The organism is Burkholderia sp. PvR073 (genome assembly GCF_054055695.1).
In genome coordinates, this window is the sequence record NZ_JBSRXO010000011.1 from 153907 (window position 1) to 177446 (window position 23540).

The 23540-nt window shown below is 68.9% G+C and carries 17 protein-coding genes; 7 read left to right on the forward strand and 10 right to left on the reverse strand.

What is annotated here, in order from left to right; all coding sequences use genetic code 11:
* Positions 1–24: 24 nt before the first annotated feature.
* Entirely contained in the window at positions 25–1572 is a 1548-nt protein-coding gene (locus ACVK00_RS27395; protein ID WP_284899269.1) for a TIGR04222 domain-containing membrane protein, read from the forward strand.
* Between the two features lie 70 nt (positions 1573–1642).
* On the opposite strand, the gene ACVK00_RS27400 is transcribed toward ACVK00_RS27395, so the two are convergent.
* From ACVK00_RS27400 to ACVK00_RS27425, 6 genes are read right to left on the reverse strand one after another with little or no spacing between them, the layout of a single operon-like run.
* Entirely contained in the window at positions 1643–5011 is a 3369-nt protein-coding gene (locus ACVK00_RS27400; protein WP_354122891.1) for a glycosyltransferase, read from the reverse strand.
* A gap of 2 nt (positions 5012–5013) precedes the next feature.
* Positions 5014–6171, reverse strand: a complete 1158-nt coding sequence (gene rffA, locus ACVK00_RS27405; protein ID WP_175665521.1) for a dTDP-4-amino-4,6-dideoxygalactose transaminase — start codon at positions 6169–6171, stop codon at positions 5014–5016.
* Positions 6172–6230: 59 nt separating this feature from the next.
* Positions 6231–6878 carry a class I SAM-dependent methyltransferase gene (locus ACVK00_RS27410; RefSeq protein WP_284899267.1) on the reverse strand — a complete coding sequence of 216 codons (648 nt, stop codon included), beginning with the start codon at positions 6876–6878 and terminating at the stop codon, positions 6231–6233.
* Between the two features lie 10 nt (positions 6879–6888).
* Entirely contained in the window at positions 6889–7611 is a 723-nt protein-coding gene (locus ACVK00_RS27415; RefSeq protein WP_284899266.1) for a WbqC family protein, read from the reverse strand.
* A complete protein-coding gene (locus tag ACVK00_RS27420) occupies positions 7608–8993 on the reverse strand; it encodes an NAD(P)/FAD-dependent oxidoreductase (protein ID WP_174947688.1) in 1386 nt (461 codons plus the stop codon). Before ACVK00_RS27420 ends, ACVK00_RS27415 begins: the two co-directional genes overlap by 4 nt.
* Positions 8990–9775: a class I SAM-dependent methyltransferase gene (locus tag ACVK00_RS27425; RefSeq protein ID WP_174947690.1), complete on the reverse strand. Its 786-nt coding sequence runs from the start codon at positions 9773–9775 to the stop codon at positions 8990–8992. Before ACVK00_RS27425 ends, ACVK00_RS27420 begins: the two co-directional genes overlap by 4 nt.
* A 405-nt stretch (positions 9776–10180) precedes the next feature.
* Between ACVK00_RS27425 and ACVK00_RS27430 the strand changes: the two genes are divergently transcribed.
* The 3 genes from ACVK00_RS27430 (at position 10181) to ACVK00_RS27440 (ending at position 16870) form a co-directional block, all read left to right on the forward strand.
* Positions 10181–11968: an O-linked N-acetylglucosamine transferase, SPINDLY family protein gene (locus tag ACVK00_RS27430; protein ID WP_354122892.1), complete on the forward strand. Its 1788-nt coding sequence runs from the start codon at positions 10181–10183 to the stop codon at positions 11966–11968.
* A gap of 220 nt (positions 11969–12188) precedes the next feature.
* Positions 12189–14387, forward strand: coding sequence for a tetratricopeptide repeat protein (locus ACVK00_RS27435; RefSeq protein ID WP_284899286.1), 2199 nt, complete (start codon positions 12189–12191; stop codon positions 14385–14387).
* Positions 14384–16870 carry a tetratricopeptide repeat protein gene (locus tag ACVK00_RS27440; RefSeq protein ID WP_284899264.1) on the forward strand — a complete coding sequence of 829 codons (2487 nt, stop codon included), beginning with the start codon at positions 14384–14386 and terminating at the stop codon, positions 16868–16870. The genes ACVK00_RS27435 and ACVK00_RS27440 overlap by 4 nt, the downstream gene beginning before the upstream one ends.
* A 241-nt stretch (positions 16871–17111) precedes the next feature.
* On the opposite strand, the gene ACVK00_RS27445 is transcribed toward ACVK00_RS27440, so the two are convergent.
* From ACVK00_RS27445 to ACVK00_RS27455, 3 genes are all read right to left on the reverse strand, one after another.
* Positions 17112–17408 carry a flagellar protein FliT gene (locus ACVK00_RS27445; protein WP_069246849.1) on the reverse strand — a complete coding sequence of 99 codons (297 nt, stop codon included), beginning with the start codon at positions 17406–17408 and terminating at the stop codon, positions 17112–17114.
* A 31-nt stretch (positions 17409–17439) separates the two neighbouring features.
* Positions 17440–18858, reverse strand: coding sequence for a flagellar filament capping protein FliD (gene fliD, locus ACVK00_RS27450; RefSeq protein ID WP_175665517.1), 1419 nt, complete (start codon positions 18856–18858; stop codon positions 17440–17442).
* 193 nt (positions 18859–19051) lie between these two features.
* Positions 19052–19870 (reverse strand): flagellin domain-containing protein, encoded by an 819-nt coding sequence (locus ACVK00_RS27455; protein ID WP_175665516.1) that lies wholly within the window; start codon positions 19868–19870, stop codon positions 19052–19054.
* A gap of 544 nt (positions 19871–20414) precedes the next feature.
* Here ACVK00_RS27455 and rpsU point away from each other — a divergent pair.
* A complete protein-coding gene (gene rpsU, locus ACVK00_RS27460) occupies positions 20415–20627 on the forward strand; it encodes a 30S ribosomal protein S21 (RefSeq protein WP_006401410.1) in 213 nt (70 codons plus the stop codon).
* 225 nt (positions 20628–20852) lie between these two features.
* Here the strand turns inward: rpsU and ACVK00_RS27465 are convergent, their stop codons facing one another.
* Complete coding sequence (locus ACVK00_RS27465; RefSeq protein ID WP_175665515.1) at positions 20853–21455, reverse strand: DNA-3-methyladenine glycosylase I; 603 nt, start codon at positions 21453–21455, stop codon at positions 20853–20855.
* Between the two features lie 142 nt (positions 21456–21597).
* Here ACVK00_RS27465 and ACVK00_RS27470 point away from each other — a divergent pair, with 142 nt between their 5' ends.
* Together ACVK00_RS27470 and ACVK00_RS27475 are read left to right on the forward strand one after the other, a co-directional pair.
* On the forward strand, positions 21598–22479 hold the full coding sequence (locus ACVK00_RS27470) for a BadF/BadG/BcrA/BcrD ATPase family protein (protein ID WP_175665514.1): 882 nt from the start codon (positions 21598–21600) through the stop codon (positions 22477–22479).
* 136 nt (positions 22480–22615) lie between these two features.
* Positions 22616–23449 carry a Cof-type HAD-IIB family hydrolase gene (locus ACVK00_RS27475; protein WP_228906449.1) on the forward strand — a complete coding sequence of 278 codons (834 nt, stop codon included), beginning with the start codon at positions 22616–22618 and terminating at the stop codon, positions 23447–23449.
* Positions 23450–23540 lie beyond the last annotated feature (91 nt).

Genomic DNA, 23540 nt, shown 5'->3' on the forward strand with positions numbered 1-23540 from the left:
CCGCGCATCGCGCCGACTCTCCCGATGGCAGCCATCCCGTCTCTCCCGAGCGCAGGCGATGCCCGCGCGCTGACCGATGCGCAGCAGGCACTGCTCACGCGCCTGCTTGCCTATTCCCCTGACGACCCGCACGCCGCGCTGCCATACAGCCGCCGCCTCGCCGAGGCTGAAGGCTGGACGCATGCGCACGCGCTGGCCGTGATCGACGAATACAAGCGCTTCGCGTTTCTCGCGCAGGCAGCCGGACACCCGGTCACGCCGTCGGTCGCGATCGATGCCGCATGGCATTTCCACCTGCAATACACGCTCGAGTACTGGGACGTGTTCTGCGCTGACGTGCTGCGCGCGCCGCTGCATCACGTGCCGGGCGCGGGCGCGCCCGACGAGGCCGCGCAGTACGCGCGGCACTACCGGCAGACGCTCGACAGCTACCGCAGGCTGTTCGGCTGCGAGCCGCCCGAAGCGATCTGGCCGCGCCCCGTCGCCGAGCCGGCCGTGCCCGCCGACGCCCCGGTGCAGCGCGCGGAACTGCGCGACGGCCCGTCGAGCGAGCCCGCCGCGAGCCCGCGACGCTGGCGGCGCTTCGCGAAGTTCGCGTGGCCGACGGCGGCGATCAGCGTCGCGGCGACCTGCGCGAGCGCGAGCGATTTCAATGTGCTGAACTTCTCGGGGCCGGACTTTCTCGGGTTGTTCTACGTGCCGCTCTGCGTCGCCGCGCTGCTGCTGATCGCCGGCCTGCAGTGGATCGAATACCGCCACCGTGCGTGGGGAACGCGCGCCCCCGAATCGTCACCCGACCTGAGCGCGGAGGAAGCGGCGTATCTCGCGGGCGGCGGTGCGCGGATGGCGCAGGTCGCGATGCTGTCGCTCGCGCATGCCGGTGCGATTGAGCTGCGGATGAGCAAGGTCCACGGCGCGCGGGTGCGGATCGACGATCCGCGACACGCAGGCGCGTATGGCGCCGACTGGGAATGGCTGAGGCGGCAACCCGGCGGCGAGACGAGCTGCGACGCGTTTCGTCAGCGTCTCGCGTGGCGCGAAGCTGACTGCTCGGCAGCGTTGCAGCGCAAAGGCTGGCTCTGGGCACCGGGCGAGATGCGGGCGACGCGGATGGCCGCGCGCGCGATCCTGCTGCTCGTGTTCGGCGCGGGCGCGGCGAAGCTCGCGGTCGGCCTGACCCGCGGCCGGCCCGTGCTGCTGCTGATGATTGTCATGGCGGCGTTCATGGTCGCGTACCACTTCATGGTCGGACGCCTGCCCGGCTTCGGGCGCGGCGGCATGACGCGCGGCGGCGAGGCGGCGCTCGACGCGCACCGCGACCAACGCCGGGGCGACCGCGCGACGCCGGACGGGCTCTTGTGGACGGCCGCGCTGTTCGGCGCCGGCGCGCTCGCCGGCACCGTGTGGGCCACGCATTCGAAAGTGCTGATGGCGCCGCCGCCCGTCGCCGTGCAAACCGGCGGGTCGAGCGGTTCGTCCGACTCGGACGCCGGGGACAGCAGCAGTTCGAGTTCGTGCGGTTCGTCGAGCTCATGCAGCTCGAGCAGTTGCGGCGGCTGTTCGAGCAACTGAGCACAGGGCGCGCTGCCGGGATAGCGCGCCGTGCCGCCAGCGTCAGGCAGGCGGCACGGCGCGCGCCGACTTACGCGATCGCGGCATCGGCGGTCGTGCGTGCCTGCGCGGCACGCCCGTCGCCCGCCTCGACGATCAGCGTCCAGTCGAACGCCGGCAGTGCGCAGAGCTGCTCGACGGTGGCCGTGTACTCGTGCGCGGGCGCGTGCAGGTAGCGCACCTTGTCGGTCCATTCGGGCAGCGGCGCCTGCGACGAAGTCACCACGACCGCCAGCAGATCCTGCTCCGGCCGCCGTGCGATTTCCTGCAGGCTCAGCCGGACCTTGTCGAGGTCGCCGTCGGCGTCCAGGATCAGCGCGCCGGGGATCGGCGCATCCGGCCGGCCGGGCGGGTTGCCGATCGCGCCTTTGTCGATGCACTGCTGATACACGTGGCGATAGCGCGGCAGCGCCTGCTGCAGCGCGTGATGCTTGCGGACCTTCGCCTGCGCCGTGCGCGCGAGCCCGCGGCGCAGCGCCGGGTTCGCGATCAGCCGGTCGAGCGCGTCGACCCAGGCCTGCGGCGCATCCGGGACCAGCAGGCCGTCGCAGCCGTCGTGCAGCGCGAAGCGATAGGCTGGCCGGTCGCTGACGATCGAGGCGATGCCGGCCGCCGCGTATTCCTGCCACTGGATCGTGCTCGTGCCGGCGTTGTAGTCGTGGTCGGCGAGCGGCAGCAGCGCGATGTCCCAGCGCCGTTCCGGCAGGCGTCGTGCGTGCGCGTCGTAGTCGTGAAGCTCGGGCTCGCACCCGGCGGCCGGGTGGCCGGCCCAGCCCGGCGGGACGTCCGCGCCGACGAAACTCACCCTGACCTTGCCGGGATGGCGCGCGCAGATCGCCTGCAGCGCCGCGTCGACGAGCGCGAAGTTGTCGGCGCGCAGCGACGCGCCGGCGATGCCGATCGTCACGCAGTCGTCGCCGCGCGCCGCCACGGGGCGGTAGAACCGGTCGAAGTCCACGCTGTCGGGCAGCACGTGAACGCGCGGGTGCGACAGCCGGTAGCGGCTGGCGATGAACGGCGTGGATACGATTACGGCGTCCGCGTTGCGCAGCACGAGCTCGATCCCCGCGCGGGCCATCCCGCCTTGCGCGGCGAGCGGATGCGTGGCCGGCAGGTCGGTCAGCAGGTCGTCGGTCTCGTAGATCACCGGCTTTTCATGCTTGAAGATCGTATACAGGTCGTTGCCCGTCAGCATGCCGGGCGTCAGCCGGTGCAGCAGGATGGCGTCGGCCGTGGCCAGCGCGCTGCTGTCGAGCTGGCCGTCCCGGAAGCCCGGGACGAGTTCCCATTCGTCGTTCAGCAGACCGAACGGCAGCGTGAGGCGAATTCGCGACGACGCGCATGCGTCCGGATCGATCGAATACACGATCAGGCGCTTGCGGCGCGGTGCGGCGTCCGCAGTTGCGGCGACGGGCGCCAGCGTCCGGTTCTCCGCCAGCAGCCGTGCGTACAGCGCACCGTGGCGCGCGGCGTTGCGGCCGATGTCGTGCTGCGCGCGGATCGCATCCTGCGCGGCCGCGGCGAGTTGCGCGCGGGTTTGCGGATGCTCGATCAGGTGCGCGATCGCGTCGACCCACGCGTCGGCGGTGTCGGCGACGAGCCAGCCCGTGCGGCCGTGGACAACCGGGCAGCCTTCCGCCGGCGTGGCGACGAGCACCGTGGCCGCGCCGGCCGCCGAGCATTCGAGCCATGCGCGCGGCGGCGCATCGTCGCGCAACGTGACCGGTGCCGTGACCAGCGCGATGTCGAGGTCCGCGCGCTTCAGCGCGTCGGCGTAGCTGTCGTAAGGGGCAGGCTCCGCGATCAGCGTGACGTCCGGTTCGCGGTCCCAGCCGGCCGGCAGCGCCGCGCCGACGAACGACACCCGGAGCCTCCCCGGAAACCGGCGGCGGAGCTCGGCCAGCGCCTGGCGGACCTGCTCGAGACGCACGCCGTCGAGACCGGTGCCGGAAACCGCGAGGTTCACGTGGTCGCGCACGCCGGGCGCTGCACGGTGCAGACGTTCGAGATCGACGCCGGTCGGCAGCACGTGGACCGATGCGTTGACATGACGGTACTGCCGCACCAGCGCTTCCGACGGCACGACGAGCGCATGCGCGCGCTGCACGGCGCTGCGGATGCCCGCCTTGCGGCGCGCGTTGTCGGCCGCGCCGGGGATGTCGGCGAGCAGCGTGTCGAGCGGCGCGTCGATCTCGAGGACGACCGGCTTGCCGAGCGAGAACAGGTGTTCCAGCGTGGCGGCGGACAGCAGGCCCGGCGTGTCGCCCTGCAGCACGATCAGGTCCGCGCGCTGCAGCGCGTCGGGATCGATGCCGGCTTGCGTGACAGGGAAAGTCAGCGCCCATTCGCGGTCCAGCCGCGCGAACGGCTGCGCGAAGCGCAGGCTGGTGCGCGCGTGGTCGGCCGGTTCGGCGGTGACGACCGCGATGCACGCGCGCGGCGCGGACGCGGGCTGTCCCTGGGCGGCGGCGCCCGTCGCGACGGCCTGCGCATCCAGCTTGTCCGCGTGGGCCTGGGTCCGCTCGACGAAGTTCTGCAACTGCTGCCAGAACGTCTCCTCTTCCTTCAGGTAGACGCTGCGCGCTTCGTGAACGGTGGCCTTCGCGTGGGCGATCTCGTGTTCGTCGAGCCCCCACGCGATGCCCTTGCCGTCCATCACCCACCGGGTCGGCTCCGACAGCGACGCGTCATTCATGATGCACACGACCGGGCAGCCGCACATCAGCGCTTCGAACACGGCGGTGGACCATTCGTACATGTACACGCACTCGACCTGTCGGAACAGCGCCGCGAGTTCGTGCGCCGAACGTTCCGGCACGCGGGTCGAGATTTCGATCGACTCGGCGGTGACCGGATGCAGCGTGCCGCCGCGCCGCAGGTGGCGATTGATGAAGACGGCCGTGCCGTTGCGGCGGGTGTCGTCGACACCGTCGCTGTTGAAGATGCGCGTGTCGACCAGCGGCATGCGCAGCAGGTCCGCCTTCCAATCTTCGGGCACCAGCGACGGCCCGAACGTGAAGATGAGGTCGTCCGGCTGCAGGCTGATCGGTTCGCCGTTGATGCGGCCGGGCTCGGCCAGCAGGTAGCGCGCGACGCAGCGCGCGTTGAACGGATTGCCGGCGACGACGTCCGGATAGACGACGATCGGGCTGCGATTCGCGCGGGCGTGCGCCTGCACGATGTCGTGGGTCAGCGGCGGCGTGCGCAGGTCGGGATGCACGACCGGCGTGCAGACGTACGCTTCGTGGCCGAGCAGGTTCAGCACGTGGCACAGGTAGTGCATCGCGCGGATCCCGCCGGAGGTTTGCCGGAAATTCGGCGCGTGTATGTAGTACGGGTGGTCGAGTCGCGTAAAGATGCGCGAACCGCCGTGCGCCAAGCCAGGTTGGGGAGTCGTCATCGTTATCGGGTGCGGTAGAAGTCGAAGACCACGTCGAGGATGCGATCCTGTTCGGCTTCGGTCATGTCGTGGTACAGCGGCAGCCGGACGAGCCGGTCGGCGACGAGGTCCGTCACCGCCATGCCGGACCCGCAGCGCCCGTAGCGCTGGCCGGCCGGCGAACTGTGCAGCGGCACGTAGTGGAACACCGCATTCACGCCCACCGCGCGGATCTGCTGCAGCAGCTCGGTGCGTTCGGCGAGGTCGCGTGCGAGGAAATAGAACATGTGGCCGTTGCCGCGCTCGGCGAGCGAAATCGCGGGCAGCTCGATCAGCCCGTCCGCGTGCAGCGGCTGCAGCGCGTCCTGGTAGCGCTGCACGGTCGCGCGCCGCTGCGCGGTGATCACGTCCGCGTGCTCGAACTGCGCGTACAGGAACGCCGCGATCAGCTCGCCCGGCAGGAACGACGAGCCGACGTCGACCCAGGTGTACTTGTCCACCTGCCCGCGGAAGAACTGACTGCGGTTGGTGCCCTTCTCGCGGATGATCTCCGCGCGCTCGACGAGGCGCGGGTCGTTGACCAGCAGCGCGCCGCCTTCGCCCGAGATCACGTTCTTGGTCTCGTGGAAGCTGAGGCACGCGAGGTGGCCGAGGCTGCCGAGCGGCTTGCCGTTCCACGTCGACTGCAGCGCCTGGGCGGCGTCCTCGATCACCCACAGGTCGTGGTCCGCCGCGAGCTGCCCGATCGCGTCCATGTCGCATGCGACGCCCGCGTAGTGCACCGGCACGATCGCGCGCGTGCGCCTGGTGATCGCGGCGGCGATCTGCGTCTCGTCGAGGTTCAGCGTGTCGCGGCGGATGTCGACGAACACCGGCGTCGCGCCGCGCAGCACGAACGCGTTGGCGGTCGACACGAACGTGTAGGACGGCATGATCACTTCGTCGCCGGGCTGCACGTCGGCGAGGATCGCGGCCATCTCGAGCGCGGCCGTGCACGAGTGCGTGAGCAGCGCGCGCTGGCAGCCGACGCGCGCTTCCAGCCAGCGGTGGCAGAGCTTCGTGAACGCCTGGTCGCCGGCGAGGCCGCCCTGCTCGACCGCTTTCGCGATGTAGTAGAGCTCCTTGCCGACCACGAACGGGCGGCCGAACGGAATGCAGTCGAGGTTGGGTGGGCCGAACATGGTCAGGCTCCGCGTCAAGGGGTGGGACGTTCGGCCGCGCGGCTCGCGCGCGGCGCCGCTCAGATGTCCTTGCGGACGAGAATCGTGAATTCGTACAGGCCGTAGTCGTGCAGCAGCGCGACGTGGCGCGAATAGCGGCGCTTGCAGCGATCGAACAGCGCGCACGGGTCCGCGTAGTACAGGAGGTCCGGGCGCATGAACGGCGAATCGGAATACGACGTCAGGCAGTTGAACGCGAAGCCCAGTCGGCTCGTCGCGTGCAGCGTGTCGAGCGTCGCGTGGATGTAGTCGAGCCACGCGTCGTCGTCGTGACCGCGCCTGACGTTGAAGATGCCGGATGCGATCCCGTAGTCCGACGCGGCCTGCGGCACCGCGCCGACATGAAACGCGACGTTCGCGTCGTCGCGGTAGCGCTGCCGCGCGGCGTCGACCATGTCGGACGAGATGTCGTAGCCCGCATACGCGAAGCCGTCCGGCAGCGCGCGCGCCTTCATGAAATCGACCAGCGCACCGTAGCCGCAGCCGATGTCGTTCACCGAGTGGCCGCCGGACGCGGGCAGGATCTTCGTCAGTTGTTCGAAGCGCAGGAACTGGCCGGTTTCGCCGTTCCAGTCGACGCCGCGCGCGGTCGCGCCGTGCTCCGCCAGCCGCGCGCTGTAGTACGCGGCCACTTCTTCCAGCAGGCTCGCATGCCGGGATTCGCTCATGGACATCGCCTCAGTCTTTCGAGGTCAGCGCGTACCGGCGCGCTTCGGGACCGCAGTTGAACAGCACGTCGAGCACCGTCACGCCGTGGACGAAGTCGCCCCACTGCTGCGGATACTCGGGATAGGTCGGATAGTCGAACCAGCGCACCGCGACGCCGGCATCGGCGAACAGGTTCTCGTCGAGGTAGCTGCGCGCGGCCGGGCCGGACAGGTACTCGGCCGCGCCCGCCTGCACGCACAGGTTCAGCAGCTTCTCGGTGCGGTCGCCGTGCAGCGCATAGTCCGACGTCGACGACACGCGCGTGCCGATCTCCAGTTGCCGGAGGACCCACGTCAGCATCGCGACATTCAGCTCGCTCAGCATCCCGTAGGTGCGACCGGTGTAGAGCGCTTCGAGCTCGTCCGCATAGCGCGCGAAGTGCGGGGCGCGCGCGTAGTTCTGCTGCAGGGCCTTCCAGTGCAGCGGCGCCCAGTCGGCGCCGTCGATCTCGGTTTCGCGGATCGACTGGTGATACTTGCCCTTCACCTTCACCGGCACGCTCAGCCATTGCACGCCCTGCGGCGTCTTGATCTGGTTGCGGTTGCGCCAGTCGCGGCGCGTGTACTGCGCGTCATCGTAGAGGATGAACTCGTCGCTGGCGGCGATCAGGTCGAAGTAGCCCTTCCACGGAATGTAGTTGGACTGGACGATCGCCACCCGCTTCGCGTCGCGGTTCATGGTCGCACCGCTCATGCCGGAATGTGGCCGTACCGGTACATGTCGACGAGCTCGGGCGGAATGCCCCAGTCCGTTGCGCCCAGCTTGTCGTGCAGCGCCTCCAGGTCCGCGCGCATCGCGTTCTGGAGCTGTTCGACCATGCGGTTGCGCGCCGGCACGAAGTCGTGCTGGTATGCGGCATTGATCTGATGGCGTACCGTCTTCGCGATCGCGGCCTCGCGCGTCATGTTGCGGATCAGCGGGCGTTCGGGCGCGAGTTCCGCGTAGCGCGGATCGATCGGCTCGCCGCGCATCGCCGCGACGAGATCACGGCTCAGCACCGGCGACAGGTGGAAGCCGTCGCGCTTGGTGCCGCCGAGAATCCACAGGTCGCGCACGCTGGTTTCGCCGAACAGCGGATACAGGTCGGACGTCGTCGGCCGCCAGCCGACGTTGACGTTGACCAGGTTCGCGCGCGAGAAGCGGGTGTTGATCTGGTCCATCGCGGACTTGAGCAGCGTGTACGCGCTGCCGGCGTGGCCGTGCTCGTGCGGCACCGGGCTGATGTAGTTGCTGGCGCCGACGAGGGTCCGGTCAGGCCCGTGCGGCGCCGAATACACACCGCACGCGAGGCCGCGGTTGGTCGTGCGCACGCAGTGCGTGTGCACGTTCTCCGCGCTCTGCAGTTCGATCGACATGCCGACGCCGTAGAACATCCGCTGCACCGGCAGCTCGGGCAGGCTCGCCTGCAGCACGCGCGTCACGTTGGCGCCGTTGCAGAGGATGAAGCGGTCCGCGCCGAGCACGCTGCCATCGGACAGGCGCGCCCCGGTGACGCGTCCGGCCGCGGTGTCGAGCCGCTCGACCTCGGCGTCGATGAAGCGCACGTTGCCGGCTTGCGCGACCGACTCGGTCAGCGCGTCGAGAAACTGTTTCGGATTGACCCAGCCTTCGCGCTTCAGGAAGACCGCCTTCAGCGCGCGATAGCGCGGGTCCGGATGATAGTTCGGGATGCCTGACGGATCGACCGCCTCGCAGGGCTCCTCGAATTCGCGGCAGAACCGCTGCATGGCCGCGAAGTTCTCGTCGTCGAGCGCGTCGGTCGCCGCGTTGTTCAGCACGAAGGTGCCGAAGCCGTGCGCGACCGCGCGCTCCGGCGTGCAGATTTCAGCGAATACGGCGGGCCAGGCCGCCGTCGCGCCGCGGCTCAGCTCGAACTTGAAGCGGTCGATCGGCGTGCCGAGCGAATCGCCTTCCAGCTCGGTGAACGAATTGAGCATCGCCGCCGCAGCGCGCGTGGCCGAGCCGGGCCGATGCGCGTGGCCGACGATCACGAGCTCGACGCCCGGGTCCGCCCGCTGCCATGCGCGGGCCGTCATCAGGCCGAGAATGCCGTTGCCGAGGATGGCGATTTTCATTTGCGTGCGCCTCCACCTTCGGGGAATGACAGGTAGCACAGCGACGGATAGGCCGCCGCCTTGTGGATCCGGTGCGGACGGTTGCCGAGCAGGTCGCGCAGGTAATGGACGCCTTCCGCGGGCAGCTGGCCGCCGCGGGTGAGCTGCCAGAACGCGACGACGCCGCCGGGCACCAGCCGCTCCATCACCACGTCGAACGCGTGCCGGGTCGGCTCGATCACGTTCAGGTCGAACCATGCGAGCGCGACCATCTCGCCGGGATGCGCTTCGTCGAACGCCGCCAGCGTGTCGCGGCAGTCGCCTTCCCACACGTGGTGCTTGTCATGCACGTGCCCCATCGCGTTGCTGCGCTCGTGCAGGTTCAGCAGCTTGCGCAGCAGGTCGGCGTACTCGCCGGACAGCGAGTACGTGCCGTCGGAGAACAGCTTGCGGTCGCGCGTGTCGTGCTCGGCGAAGCCCGTGTAGCCCGTGAACGTGTCGAATGCATGGATGCGGCGCTGGAAGTTCAGCGGCTCGAGAATCGCGCGGAAGTTCTCGCACAGCACGGCGGTCTGCCCGCGCCACGTGCCGAGATCGAGGATCGCGCCCGGCAGCGGCACGATTTTTTGATAGATCTCAAAGGTCGCGAGAATGCGTGCGAGGAGCGAGCCGCGCACGAACAGGCCGAGCGACCGTTCCAGTTCCTCGCGCGTCGCGGGGTAGGTCTGCATCAGGTCGAACAGTTCGCGGCGCGCCGCGAGCTGATCGCCATCTGCGTTGGTGATGATCGCTGATTCGTGCATACACAGGGCTCCAGGCACAAAGGGTGTGACCGGACGAGCGCGTGTCGGCGCGGTGGCATCGAAATGCGCAACCGTCCGAGCGTCGCAGGTCGGACATCTTTCTGCGATCAAGTCTAGCGAGCACAGCCAGGATCGAATGTCGGATTAGCGGGTGGTTTCACCCCGCATTTCGATGGATGCGCGGGTTCCGGCGCGAATTCGGGGCGCCCGCGGGTGCGGCTTGCAGTAGCGGGAATAGCGACCAATTCCAGCACCTGCTCGCCAAATTGGAACGCGGCGTGCGCGAGGAGAATTCGGACACGTCGGAGATCGTCGGTGCGTGCGTCCGCGGGCGAAGGCGTGCGCCGACGCAGCGGCGCCGGCCGCGATTCGAATCCCGTATTGGCTACCAGGACGACATAGCTCATGATGCCCACCTCCCCCGCCGCCGCCACGATCGAACAGGCGCTGGCGCACCATCAGGCCGACCGGCTGGACGAGGCCGAGACGCTGTACCGGCAGATCCTCGACACCGATCCCCGGCACGCGGACGCGCTTCACCTGCTCGGCCTGATCGGCTATCAGTACGGGCGCTATCAGGAGGCATCCGACCTGATCATGGCGGCGATCGAGACCAGGCCGGACCCGATGTACTACTACAACCTCGGCAACGTGATGCAGGCGGACAACCGTTACGCCGCCGCCGCCGAGTGCTTCCGTCTCGCAATCGAGCTGCGACCCGACTACGTCGATGCGTACAACAACCTCGGCAACGCGCTGCGGCTCGCCGGCGACGCCCGCGCGGCCGTCGATGCGTTCTGCCAGGCCATCGCGCTGAAGCCGGACAACGGCCAGGCCTACAACAACCTTGCGAATGCGCTGTTCGACCTGAACGAGATTCCGGCCGCGCTCGAGGCTTACCGGCACGCGGTCGCGCTGCGCCCCGAACTGCCGGAGCCGCGCAGCAATCTGCTGTTCGCGAGCCACTGCAGCGAAGCGTTCGACCACGACGCCTATCTCGCCGAGGCCGCGCGCTACGACGAAGTCGTCACGCGGTGCGCGACGCCGTGGACGGACTGGCTCGTCGACCTGACCGCCCGCGCCGGGCGGCCGCTCAAGGTCGGCATCGTGTCGGGCGACCTGAAGGCGCATCCGGTCGGCTATTTCATCGAGAGCATGCTGAAGCATCTCGACGCGAACCGGATCGAGATGCATGCGTACCCGACCCGCGACGTCGAGGACGACGTGACCGCCCGCATCAAGCCGGCCTTCGCGACGTGGACCTGCATTGCCGGCCTGAGCGACGAAGCGGCGGCCGCGCGTGTCCGCGCGGACCGCATCGACGTGCTGCTCGACGCGGCGGGCCACACGGTCTACAACCGCCTGCCGCTGTTCGCGTGGAAGCCGGCGCCGCTGCAGGCGAGCTGGCCCGGCTATTTCGCGAGCACCGGCGTGCGCGCGATCGACTACGTGATCGGCGACCGTCACGTGCTGCCGCCCGCCGAGGCCGCGCATTTCACCGAGCGGCCGTGGCATCTGCCGGACAGCTATCTGTGCTTCACGCCGCCGGCCGAGCCGATCGACGTCGGCGCGCTGCCGATGCTCGCGAACGGCCATCCGACCTTCGGCTATTTCGGCAAGCTCGCGAAGCTCACCGATCACGTCGTCGCGGTCTGGTCGCGCGTGCTGCAATCGGTCGCGGGCGCGAAGCTGTTCGTGAAGGCGGAGCATCTCGACGATCCGCGCGAGCAGCAGGCGCTTGCCGCGCGCTTCGCGGCGCACGGCATCGACGCGCAGCGCCTGATCCTCGAAGGCCGCTCGCCGCGCGCCGAATACCTGGCCGCGTACTGGCGCGTCGACCTGATGCTGAGCCCGTTCCCGTATCCGGGCGGTACGACGACCGCCGAAGCGCTGTGGATGGGCGTGCCCGTGCTGTGCCGCCGCGGCGAGCGCTTCCTGTCGCACATCGCCGAGAGCCTGCTGCATTCGGCGCGGCTGCCCGAGTGGATCGCGCACGACGACGACGCGTATGTCGCGAAGGCCGTCGCGCAGGTCGGCCAGCCCGCCGAGCTGGCGGCGCTGCGCACGACGCTGCGCGCGCAGGTGCTCGCGTCGCCGCTGTGCGACGCGCCCCGCTTCGCGCGCCACTTCGAGGACGCACTGCACGGCATGTGGGCGCAGCACGTCGAAGCCGCGCCGGCCGCATCGGTGTGAGGCCGCTCACGACGTGACGTGCGTGGGCACTTCCACGCCGGCGGCAAGCGGAACACCGCGCCGGCCGACGTGATCGTCATTCCGACGGGGGGCGCGTGCGCGACACCGTCGTCGGGATGGCACGCGATGGGATGGCGGCGTCGGCCGTGATGATCGGGCATGGCGGCAGGCGGATCGACTTCGGACACGATCCGCATTCCTAATGAGCAAAGCAGACGAGATGGACGGAACAGGACAGGCATTGCAGGCGGCGCTGGCGCATCATCAGGCGGGGCGTCTCGCGGAAGCGAAGACGCTGTACGACGCGATCCTCACCGCGCAGCCGGGCCAGCCGGACGCGCTGCATTTTCTCGGGCTGCTGGCGTGCCAGCTGAAGCAGTACGACGCGGGGCTTGCGCTGATGGAGCAATCGCTCGTCGCGCGGCCGGACGCGTCGTACTTCAACAACCTGGGCAACATGCTGCGCGAAAGCGGCCGGCTCGACGACGCGATCGCGCACTATCGGCGCGCGGTGGCGCTGCGGCCGGACTATCCGGAGGCGCACAACAACCTCGGCAACGCGTTGCGCGACGCACGCGAGCCGGCGGCCGCGATGGCGAGCTGCGCGCGCGCGATCGAGCTGCGCTCCGGTTACGCGGAGGCGTACAACAACCTCGGCAACGCGTTGCAAGACCTGGACGACCTCGATGGCGCCGCCACGCACTACGGCCGCGCGATCGAGCTGGACCCGTCGATGGCGATGGCCCACGCGAACTTGAGCGCGGTGCGTCACCGGCAGCTGCGCTGCGCGGAAGCGCTCGTGCATGCGCAGGACGCGATCCGGCTCGCGCCGAACCTCGCCGAAGCACACAACCACGCGGGCAACGCGTATCACGGACTGGACCGGCTCGACGCGGCGCAAGCCAGCCATCGCACGGCCGTCACGCTGAATCCGGCGGACGCCGGCGCGTGCCACAACCTGGCCGTCGTGCTGCTGAAGCTGCAGCGGCTCGACGAGGCGCTGGTGTATTGCCGGCAGGCGTTGCAGGCCGGCCCGCCGGCCGTGTTGATGCACGTCAATCTCGGCGACATCCTGCGCGCGCAGGGCAACGTCGATGCCGCGGTCCACGCGTATCGCGATGCGCTTGCGCTGGTGCGCGATGACGCCGACGACGTCGCGGCGACCGTGCTGAACCGGCTGCTGTTCAGCGCGGCGGCGTCCGCTTGCGTGAACCCCGCCGACTACCTGGCCGACGCGCGGCGCTACGGCCGGCACCTGGCCGCACGTTCGACGCGCCATGCGCACGATCCGCGCGAGCGGGCCGCGCGCGCGCAGGGGCGGCCACTGCGCGTCGGCTTCGTGTCCGGCGACCTGCGCCTGCATCCGGTCGGCATCTTCCTGGAAAGCGTGCTTGCGCACCTCGAGCGCACGCGCATCGACCTGCGCGTGTACGTGACCACGGACGAGGAGGACGCGATCACCGCGAAACTGAAGCCGCACGCGAGCGGCTGGCGTTCGATCGCCGCGCTGGATCCGGAGGCGGCCGCGCGGATGATTCACGACGACGAAATCGACGTCCTCGTCGACCTCGCGGGCCATACGCAGTCGAGCGGGCTTCCCGTGTTCGGCTGGAAACCCGCGCCGGTGCAGGCGAGCTGGCTCGGCTTCTTCGCGTCGACCGGCTGCGACGCGATCGACTACTTCATCGGCGACCGCTACACGCTGCCGGACGCCGAAGCGCATCACTTCGTCGAGAAGCCGTGGCGGCTGCCGGACAGCTTCCTGTGCTTCACGCCGCCGGCCTGCGACGTCGAGGTCGGCCCGCTGCCGATGGCGGCGAGCGGCCATCCGACGTTCGGTTGCTTTGGCCAGCTCGTGAAGATCGGCGACGACGTCGTGCGCGCGTGGTCGCGCATCCTGCACGCGCTGCCGGACGCGCGGCTGCTGCTCAAGGCGCACGAGCTCGGCCGCGAGGGCGTGCGCGACACGACCGCCGCGCGCTTCGCGCGGCATGGCATCGGCGCGGACCGGCTGATCCTCGAGGGCGGTTCGCCGCGCGCGGAATACTTCCACGCATATAACCGCATCGACGTCGCGCTGAGCCCGTTTCCGTACCCGGGCGGCACGACCACGGCCGAAGCGCTGTGGATGGGCGTGCCGGTGCTCGGGATGAAGGGCAGCCGGTTCGTCACGCACATCTGCGAAAGCGTGCTGCACGCGGCGGGCATGGGCGAATGGGTCGCTGACGGTGAGGACACCTACGTCGCGAAGGCGATCGCGGCGGTGCGCGACCGCGAGCGGCTCGCGACGCTGCGCGCCGAGCTGCGCGCGCAGCTGCTCGCGTCGCCGTTGTGCGACGCGCGCCGGTTCGCGGCGCATCTCGAAGCGGCGTTCATCGGCATGTGGCAACGCTATACGAACTCGGAACACGAAGCATGAACGATATCCACGACACGCTGCAGTCCGCGCTGGCGCACCATCAGGCGGGGCGTCTCGCCGAAGCGAAGACGTTGTACGACGCGATCCTCACCGCGCAGCCGGGCCAGCCGGATGCGCTGCATTTCCTCGGGCTGCTGGCGTGCCAGCTGAAGCAGTACGACGCGGGGCTCGCACTGATGGAGCAATCGCTCGTCGCGCGGCCGGACGCGTCGTACTTCAACAACCTGGGCAACATGCTGCGCGAAAGCGGCCGGCTCGACGACGCGATCACGCACTACCGGCGCGCGGTGGGGCTGCGGCCGGACTATCCGGAGGCGCACAACAACCTCGGCAACGCGTTGCGCGACGCACGCGAGCCGGCGGCCGCGATGGCGAGCTGCGCGCGCGCGATCGAGCTGCGGCCCGGTTACGCGGAGGCGTACAACAACCTCGGCAACGCGCTGCAGGACCTGGGCGAGCACGAGGCGGCGGCGGCGAGCTACGCCAAGGCGGTCGCGCACCAGCCGCAATACGCGGATGCGTACTGCAATCTCGGCAACGCGCTGCGTGCGCAGGAGAAATTCGACGATGCCGCGGATGCCTATCGTCGCGCCATCGCGCTGCAACCGGGCTTCCGTGTCGCGCACCAGGGGCTGAGCGAGACGCTGCGCGCGGCAGGTGATCTGCGGGGTGCGGTCGACCATGCGCGCGAGGGGCTCGATCCGGGCGACGCGGACGCGCACTGCGTACTGGCCAGGCTGCTGCAGCGCATGAGCGAGTTCGACAAGGCGGTCGAACTGCTCGAGCGGGCGATCGCGATCGATCCCGCGCATGCGCGGGCGTGGGCCTGGCTCGGCGACCTGCGCAACCAGCAGGGCGAATACGGGCAGGCCGTGCAGGCGTGCCGGCACGCGATCGAGCTCGATCCCGAACTGGCCGATGCGTACAATTTCCTCGGCTTCGCGTATCACAACCTCAACCTGCTGGCTGCGGCGGAGCTGAGCCACCGGCACGCGATCGACCTGAACCCCGATGATGCCGACGCGCATCACAACCTCGCCGCCGCGCTGTTTCGGCTCGAGAAGTTCGACGAGGCGATGAAGCACACCGAGATCGCGCGGGCGCTCGGCATCGATCCGCTGAAGGTCCAGATGACGCTCGGCGACATCCTGTGGGCGAAAGGGGATCTCGCCGGCGCGCTGGATGCGTTCCGCTCGGCGATCCGGCACGACCTGCATCGCGCGTATTCGCGGATGCTGTTCAACATGTCGAGTTCGCCCGCGTTCGAGCCGCAGGAGTGGGTCGCTGAAGCGCGCCGCTACGGCGAACATCTCGAGCGCGATGCGCTTGCGTTCGAGCACGACCGCGCGCAGCGTGTCGCGCAGGCGCAGGGGCGGCCGCTGCGCGTCGGCTTCGTGTCGGGCGACCTGCGGCAGCACCCGGTCGGCATCTTCCTGGAAAGCGTGCTCGCGCGGATCGACCGGTCGCGCATCGAGCCGCATGCCTATGTGACCTTCGTCGGCGAGGACGATGTGACCGCGCGGCTCAGGCCGAACTTCGCGAGCTGGAAGAAGGTGGTCAGCCTGGGCCGCGAGGAGGCCGCGCAACTGATCCGCGACGACGGCATCGACATCCTGATCGATATGGCAGGCCATACCAACTGGAGCGGCCTGCCGATCTTCGGGCACAAGCCCGCGCCGGTGCAGGCGAGCTGGCTCGGGTTCTTCGCGACGACCGGTTGCCGCGCGATCGACTATTTCATCGGCGATGCGCATACGCTACCGGCCGACGAGGCGCATCACTTCACCGAACGGCCGTGGCGGCTGCCGGACAGCTACCTGTGCTTCACGCCGCCGCTGTACGATGTCGCGGTCGGCCCGCTGCCGATGGCGACTCATGGCGGCGTCACGTTCGGCTGCTTCGGCAAGCTGATCAAGATCAGCGACGAGGTCGTCGCGCTGTGGTCGCGCATCCTGCACGCGCTGCCGGACGCGCGCCTGCTGCTGAAGGCCCATGAGCTCGGCGCCGGCGACGTGAACCAGGCGACGCTCGACCGCTTCGCGCGGCACGGCATCGGTGCGGATCGGCTGATCCTCGAAGGCGGCTCGCCGCGTGCGGAATACTTCGCCGCATACAACCGCATCGACGTCGCGCTGAGCCCGTTCCCGTACCCGGGCGGCACGACCACGGCCGAAGCGCTGTGGATGGGCGTGCCGGTGCTCGGGATGAAGGGCAGCCGGTTCGTCACGCACATTTGCGAAAGCCTGCTGCACGCGGCGGGCATGGGCGACTGGATCGCGACGGACGAGGATGCGTACCTCGCGAAGGCCGTCGCGTTCGCGCGCGACCGCGACGGGCTGGCGACGCTGCGTGCAACCCTGCGCGAGCGCGCGCTGGCGTCGCCGCTGTGCGATGCGTCGCGCTTCGCACGCAACCTCGAGGACGCGCTGCACGGCATGTGGGCAAGCTACGCGGCCGGCGAGACGGCGACCCGGGACGCGTGACGAGCGGGATCGCGCCACGGCTGGAAGCCGCGCTCGCGCATCGTCGGGCCGGCCGCCCGAGATGATCGACGCGGCCGTCGAGCGGGCGACGCGGGCGTAGCCGGCGCGATCCGGCGCGCGCTCCCGCCTGCAGGCGAAAAAAAAGCCGCATTGAAGCGGCTCGACGGTACGGCGACAACGGACCGCTCGACTGGCGGCGTCTTTTAATTCGATATGCGCGGCGGGCGAGACGCCCGGCCGGTCACAGCATGCCGGCCTTCTGGTACTGGCTCGCGGCCTTGATCCGCTCCTGGGACTGCGCAAATTCCGCAGCCAGGCGGTCACGGTCCGTCTGCGCATGCTCCGTGATCGACGCGTCGATCGCCATGATCTGCCGCACCTGGTCCAGCACGTCCGGGGTCTGCTCGCCGGACAGGTTCATCAGCAGCGGCGAGCGTTCGTCGACGAGTGCCGCGACGCGCACCCAGTCGCGTGCGTCGGCCGCCGACTGCATGGCACGGGTCAGGTCGAAGGCGCGGGACAGGGTGTCGTTCGTCATGGTTCGGCTCCGAAGGGGGGGCGGCCAAGGCTTACTTGTTGTTGGCCATCGCGCCGGCGCTGTTCTGGCCGCCGAACAGCTGGGTCAGGTAGCGGGTGTTGTTCGCCATCGTCGCCATCAGCGTGTTCAGCGCGGTGAACTGCGCATTGTATTGCTTGGTCAGCTGGTCCGAGTAGGTCTGCAGCTGCGTCGCCTGACCCTGCACGCTCTTCAGATCGGCGTTGATCGCGTTGGTGCGCTGGTCGATCAGGCCGGACGTCTGCGTGTACGAGTTGATGTTCGCATTGAGCGCCTGGGCGATGCCGTTCGTCTGGTTGAAGATCGCCGTCACCGCGGAACTGTTCGACTTGAGCGCGGTGGTCAGCGCGGCGGTGTCGACCGACATCGCGCCGGTCGAGTCCACGTTGATGCCGATGCTGCCGAGCGCATAGGTCGTGCCGCCCGTCGTGACGCCGCTGCTGAGCGTCGTCGCGAGTGTGTTCCTGATCGTGTTCATCATCGCGTCGCCGAGCAGCGGGCCGGCGGTCTTCGCCGTCGGGTCGTAGCTCGTCAGCGATTTCGCGGTATTCACGAAGTTGGTATACGCGGTCGCGAAATTGTTGATCGCGGTCGTCGCCGCGGCCGTGTCCTGCGACAGCGTGATGGTTTGCGTCGTGCCGACAGCGGCCTGCGACAGCGCCAGCGTGACGCCCGTCAGCGCGCCCGACACGTTGTTCGACGCGCTCGACACCGGCGTGCCGTCGATCGTCAGCTTCGCGTCGGCGGCCGGCGTGACCGTCGTGTACCCCGACGTCAGTTTCGAGTTGACGCCCGTGCCCGTGATCGAGATCGTGTTGGCTGCACCGGTGAGGTTCGACTGCATCACGAGATGCTGGCCGTCCGAACCGGTGATGACCGACGCGGTGACGCCGGCATTGCCGGACGCGGAGTTGATCGACGACGCGATGTCGGACAGCGACGCGCCGGCCGCCACGTTGACGTTGAACGCGGCGTTGCTGCCGAAGGTGATGCTCAGCGAGCCGGCCGAGATCGTGTCCGTCGACGTCACGCCGGCCGACGACAGCTTGTTGGCGGTCGCGAGCTGCGTGACATTGACCGAATACGAACCGGCCACCGCGCCGCTGCCGCTCTTGATCGACGTCGCGATGCCCGTGCCGCTCGCCGTCGCGGCCAGGCTGCCGAGCGCGGTGCCGTCCGAGAGGCCGGTGAGCGCGGTCTGCAGCGCGGACAGCGCCCCCTTCAGTTGGCCGATGGCGGACAGCTGCGTATTGTCGTTCGTCTGCCTGGTCTGCAGGGTCTGCAATTGCCCGGCCGTCTTCGCGTTCACCAGCGTCGTGACGAGCGTATTGACGTCGAGCGACGAATTGGTCGCGCCGCTGATGATCGATTGACCTGCATTCGCCAGGATGGTGCTGATGTCCGTGCTGCTGACGGGGGTCGTGGTGGCCATGCCGTTGCTCCGGTCGTCCGCGCAATCAACGTGCGCGATGCGGCGGGGCGCCGCGGTTCAATGCAAAGAGGGAGGCGTGCCTCCCTGGAGAATTCTGATCCGGGCGGTTTCGGCGGCGTCGCGATGCGTCGCATGGCGACGCCGCCGGGCCCGGAGGCGGGCGGGCGCGTGGCCCGCCGCGGGTGCTGCTCGATTAGCCGAGGAGCTTCAGGACTTGCTGCGGCAGCGAGTTCGCTTGCGCCAGAACCGAGATACCAGCTTGTTGCAGCACTTGCGCCTTGCTCAGGTTCGCCGTTTCCGTCGCGAAGTCCGCGTCGGTGATCTGCGAGCGAGCGGCGGTCATGTTGGTCGCCTGGGTTTGCGTCGTCGAGATCGCAGCCTGGAACGTGTTCTGTGCTGCGCCCAGCGTTGCCTGGAACGTGTTGACTTGCTTCAGCGCCGCGTCGATCGCCGTGATCGCCGATTGCGCGCCCGACTGGGAGGCGACGCTCAGGGTGTTCACGCTCATGCCCGTGCTGTTCCAGTTCGCCGTGCCGAAGTCGACGGTAACGACCTGGTTCGCTGCTGCGCCGATCTGGAACGTGACGCTGCCGGTGCCGCCCAGGATGGTCTGGCTGTTGAACGTCGTTTGCGATGCGACACGGTCGATTTCGCCGAGACGCGTCGTCACTTCAGCTTGCAGGTTCGCGCGAGCGCTCGAATCCAGCGAGCCGTCGCCCGCTTGTTGCGCCAGCGTACGGATACGCTGCAGGTTGTCGACCGTCGATTGCAGCGCGCCGTTGGCGGTCTGGATCATCGAGATGCCGTTGTTCGCGTTTGCAACACCTTGCGTCAGCGCATTGATTGCCGCCGTTTGCGACGTCGAGATCGCCAGGCCTGCTGCATCGTCAGCAGCGGTGTTGATGCGCTTGCCCGACGACAGGCGGTTGATTGCTTGCGACAGTGCGCTTTGCGAGCCCGACAGATTCGTCTGCGTCGTCAGCGAAAGGATGTTGGTGTTGATGTTCAGCATTTGCTTCCTCGTTTTAGAAAATGGCTGGGATACAGACAGGTTCTGATTTCGGCGTTGCGCTTTATCGCGACTGGCGCTGCCCCGCCTTTCCTGGTTGACGGCGGCACCCGGCGAAAACTTTAGAGGGATGTTTGGGTAAATTCGGGACGGAAGGATGGCTGTCGGCCGAAAGGCCCGTCCGGCTTGGCCGGCCCGCCCGCGGGCAGGTGCGGCACCCGGCCCCGTTCGACGGGGCGATCGGCCGCGCCACGCGGAGCGACGAACCGGGCGATGCAAAAGGGTGGTTTTGTCTGTGATTCTCTGCTATGATGGCGGGCTGAATTGAGATTTTCTGTCAAGCCTGTGCCGTCTCGGCATTCTTGCTGGCAGTCAAACGCGGCGCTGCACGTGGCTTGTGAAGCGTACCCGCGGTGCTTTCCGCCTCTCTTTTCCGGCCTCCGAGGCCGTATTTCCGCTCGTTTCGCCTGTTGTGGGGACGCCCGGATGGCCGGTGCGTGGCGCTTGGCCGCTACGTTTTTGACCGTTTAAGCAATTTAGGAACGACATGACGACGATTCTTCTGAAAGAAAACGAGCCGTTCGAAGTGGCGATTCGCCGCTTTCGCCGTGCTATCGAAAAAAATGGCCTGATCGCTGAACTGCGCGAACGCCAGTCCTACGAAAAGCCGACCGCAGTCCGCAAGCGCAAGAAGGCAGCAGCCGTCAAGCGCCTGCACAAGCGCCTGCGCAGCCAGATGCTGCCGAAGAAGCTCCACTAAGAGCGTCTGTCGGTTCGCCGCGAAACGGCGGAGCGTGCTTCGAAAGAAGCCGCTCCGCCGTTTTGCTTTTGGGGTCCGGGAAAATCCCGAGGCCGTGGCGGGACGGTCGTTCCGGCTGATGGCTGACGGCCGGCGGTTTGCGGCCGCCGGCCCGCCGTTCAGAAGTCGAGACGGTGTAACCGGCGCAGGGCCGCGGTAAACGACGGGCGGCGGACGCCCGCACCGTCAACCCGCCTTGCGGCGGCGTGCGGGCTGCTTGCCGCCGAGCGCCGCGCACTGCGCGTGGCACGGGCAGCCGACCTCGTGATCGTTGACCATGCCGGTGGCCTGCATCAGCGCATAGCAGATCGTCGAACCGACGAACTTGCAGCCATACGCCTTCAGCGCCTTGCTGAGCGCGTCGGACTGTTCGGTCGACGCGGGCGCGTCGCGGTACGACTGCCACGCGTTCTGGATCGGCGCATCGCCGATGAACGACCACAGGAACGCGGCGAGCGACCCGTGCTCTTCGCGGATGCGCTGCACGGCGCGCGCGTTGTTGACCGCCGATTCGACCTTCGCGCGGTTGCGCACGATGCCGGGATTCTCCAGCAGCTTCTCGATGCGCTTCGGCGTGAAGCGCGCGACGGCATCGACGTCGAAATCCGCAAAGGCTTCGCGATAGCCCGCGCGCTTGTTCAGGATCGTCGACCACGACAGGCCGGCCTGCGCGCCTTCCAGGATCAGCATTTCGAACAGGTGGCGATCGTCGTGCGACGGCACGCCCCACTCGGTATCGTGATAGTGAGCATCCGCTTCCGTCTTCACCCAGTTGCACCGCTGCGACATCGTCTGCCTCGCTTTCCGTATCGTTTCGATCGCGTCAGCATAGCGGAAGCCCTTTTCACGGAACAGCCGGCCGAACGGCAGATGGGCGCGCGGCGCCGATCCGGTTAAGCTTGGCGCCTGTTCCAATCAGCGGGATGAAGGCATGGCGGCATTACTTTTTGCGATCGGCATCGACGGCGGCGGCACGGGCACGCGTGCGGTGCTGGCCGACCGGCACGGGCGCGAACTCGCGCAGGGGCGCGGCGGCCCGTCGGGGCTCGGGCTCGGCATCGAGCGCGCGTGGGCGTCGATCGGCGCGGCCTGCGCGGATGCGTTCACCCAGGCCGGTTATGCATTCGACTGGTCGCAGTGCGCGCTCGGCTGCGGGCTCGCGGGCGTCAACAATGCGGCGTGGCTGGCCGCGTTCCGCGCGCAGGCGCCGCTCGGCGCGCTCGCGGTCGAGAGCGACGCGTATACGACCGTCGTCGGCGCGCACGGCGGCGCGCCGGGGCTGATCGTCGCGCTCGGCACCGGCAGCATCGCGGCGGCGCTCGATGCGGCCGGCGCGTGCCGGATCGCGGGCGGCTTCGGCTTCCCGTCCGGCGACGAGGCGAGCGGCGCATGGCTCGGCGTGCGCGCGCTCGCGTATGCACAGCAGGCGCTCGACGGCCGCGTGCCGCGCGATGCGTTCGCCAGTGCGCTGCTCGCGGAAACGGGCGCCCAGGATCGCGACGCGCTCGTCCAGTGGTCGTGCGATGCGAACCAGACGACCTACGCGCGGCTTGCGCCGATCGTGCTCGCGCATCGTTCGCATCCGGTCGCGGGCGCGCTGATCGCGCAGGCGGGCGACGAGATCGGCAAGATGATCGACGCGCTCGATCCGCAGCAGGCGCTGCCGGTCGCGCTGTGCGGCGGATTGGCGGACGCCCTCGCACCGGCCGTGCCGGCGCGCCATGCCGCCCGGCTGCGCGCGCCGCTCGACGATTCCGCGCACGGCGCGCTGCGGCTCGCGCTGCAGGCGCTGCGGGCGGCGGAAGGGCGCTGACGGCGTGTCGAGGCGGGAGGAAAGCACACCGCAACCGCGCCGCTGGCGGCGATCGACCGGGAACCGTCCGGCGGGCAACCGGGCACGACGTTAAAATGGCCGTTCCGCAGAGCCCTGAGCGCCATTCTTCCGTCCCATGTACAAAGTCATCGCCACCGATCTCGACGGCACCCTGCTGAACAGCGACCACCAGCTCGATCCGTACACGATCGAGACCGTCCGCCGGCTCGACCGCGACGGCCTGCAGTTCGTGATCGCGACGGGGCGCCATTACGCGGACGTCGCCGGCATCCGCGACGTGCTGGGCATCCGGCCGTACCTGATCACGTCGAACGGTGCGCGCGTGCATGCGCCGGACGACACGGCGATCCACGCGCAGGACATCGATCCCGCGATCGTCCGCGGTCTCGTGCAGCCGGGCGTGACCGGCGCGCACGGGCGCGTGATCGTCAACCTGTTCACCGACCGCGGCTGGCTGATCGACCGCGAAGCGCCGCACCTGCTCGAATTCCACCAGGATTCGGGTTTCCGGTACGACGTGATCGACATGGCCGCGCACGACGGCGCGGACATCGCGAAGGTGCTGTACATCGGCGAGCCGGCCGATCTGGCGGTGGTCGCCGAGCAAATGCGCGTGCAGTTCGGCGATGCGCTGTACGTCACGTACTCGCTGCCCGACTGCCTCGAAGTAATGACCGCGAACGTGTCGAAGGGCCGCGCGCTGCGCGCGGTGCTCGCGCGGCTCGGCGTCGATACCGGCCACTGCATCGCATTCGGCGACAACATGAACGACATCGACCTGCTCGAAACGGCCGGTCATGCGTTCATGATGAACAACGCGAATCCCGACCTGATCGCGCACCTGCCGCACATCCCGCGGATCGGCAACAACTTCGACGCGGGCGTCGCCCGCCACCTGCGCACGCTGTTCTCGCTCGAGGACACCCTCGACGGCGTCGCCGCTTCCTGAGCGGAAATGAAAAACGGGCGCCAGCGGCGCCCGTTCAAATTACCTGCCTCGATGTTGTTCGACAGCGTGAGGCTCGCTGTTCTGCTCGCGT

What these genes read in the sequence shown, in the direction of transcription:
- rffA (WP_175665521.1), bottom strand. Translation starts at nt 6,171, where the DNA reads ATGTTCGGCCCACCCAACCTCGACTGCATTCCGTTCGGCCGCCCGTTC.
- ACVK00_RS27425 (WP_174947690.1), bottom strand. Translation starts at nt 9,775, where the DNA reads ATGCACGAATCAGCGATCATCACCAACGCAGATGGCGATCAGCTCGCG.
- ACVK00_RS27410 (WP_284899267.1), bottom strand. Translation starts at nt 6,878, where the DNA reads ATGAGCGAATCCCGGCATGCGAGCCTGCTGGAAGAAGTGGCCGCGTAC.
- ACVK00_RS27470 (WP_175665514.1), top strand. Translation starts at nt 21,598, where the DNA reads ATGGCGGCATTACTTTTTGCGATCGGCATCGACGGCGGCGGCACGGGC.
- fliD (WP_175665517.1), bottom strand. Translation starts at nt 18,858, where the DNA reads ATGGCCACCACGACCCCCGTCAGCAGCACGGACATCAGCACCATCCTG.
- ACVK00_RS27430 (WP_354122892.1), top strand. Translation starts at nt 10,181, where the DNA reads ATGATGCCCACCTCCCCCGCCGCCGCCACGATCGAACAGGCGCTGGCG.
- ACVK00_RS27440 (WP_284899264.1), top strand. Translation starts at nt 14,384, where the DNA reads ATGAACGATATCCACGACACGCTGCAGTCCGCGCTGGCGCACCATCAG.
- ACVK00_RS27415 (WP_284899266.1), bottom strand. Translation starts at nt 7,611, where the DNA reads ATGAGCGGTGCGACCATGAACCGCGACGCGAAGCGGGTGGCGATCGTC.
- rpsU (WP_006401410.1), top strand. Translation starts at nt 20,415, where the DNA reads ATGACGACGATTCTTCTGAAAGAAAACGAGCCGTTCGAAGTGGCGATT.
- ACVK00_RS27465 (WP_175665515.1), bottom strand. Translation starts at nt 21,455, where the DNA reads ATGTCGCAGCGGTGCAACTGGGTGAAGACGGAAGCGGATGCTCACTAT.
- ACVK00_RS27400 (WP_354122891.1), bottom strand. Translation starts at nt 5,011, where the DNA reads ATGACGACTCCCCAACCTGGCTTGGCGCACGGCGGTTCGCGCATCTTT.
- ACVK00_RS27455 (WP_175665516.1), bottom strand. Translation starts at nt 19,870, where the DNA reads ATGCTGAACATCAACACCAACATCCTTTCGCTGACGACGCAGACGAAT.
- ACVK00_RS27435 (WP_284899286.1), top strand. Translation starts at nt 12,189, where the DNA reads ATGGACGGAACAGGACAGGCATTGCAGGCGGCGCTGGCGCATCATCAG.
- ACVK00_RS27420 (WP_174947688.1), bottom strand. Translation starts at nt 8,993, where the DNA reads ATGAAAATCGCCATCCTCGGCAACGGCATTCTCGGCCTGATGACGGCC.
- ACVK00_RS27445 (WP_069246849.1), bottom strand. Translation starts at nt 17,408, where the DNA reads ATGACGAACGACACCCTGTCCCGCGCCTTCGACCTGACCCGTGCCATG.
- ACVK00_RS27395 (WP_284899269.1), top strand. Translation starts at nt 25, where the DNA reads ATGGCAGCCATCCCGTCTCTCCCGAGCGCAGGCGATGCCCGCGCGCTG.
- ACVK00_RS27475 (WP_228906449.1), top strand. Translation starts at nt 22,616, where the DNA reads ATGTACAAAGTCATCGCCACCGATCTCGACGGCACCCTGCTGAACAGC.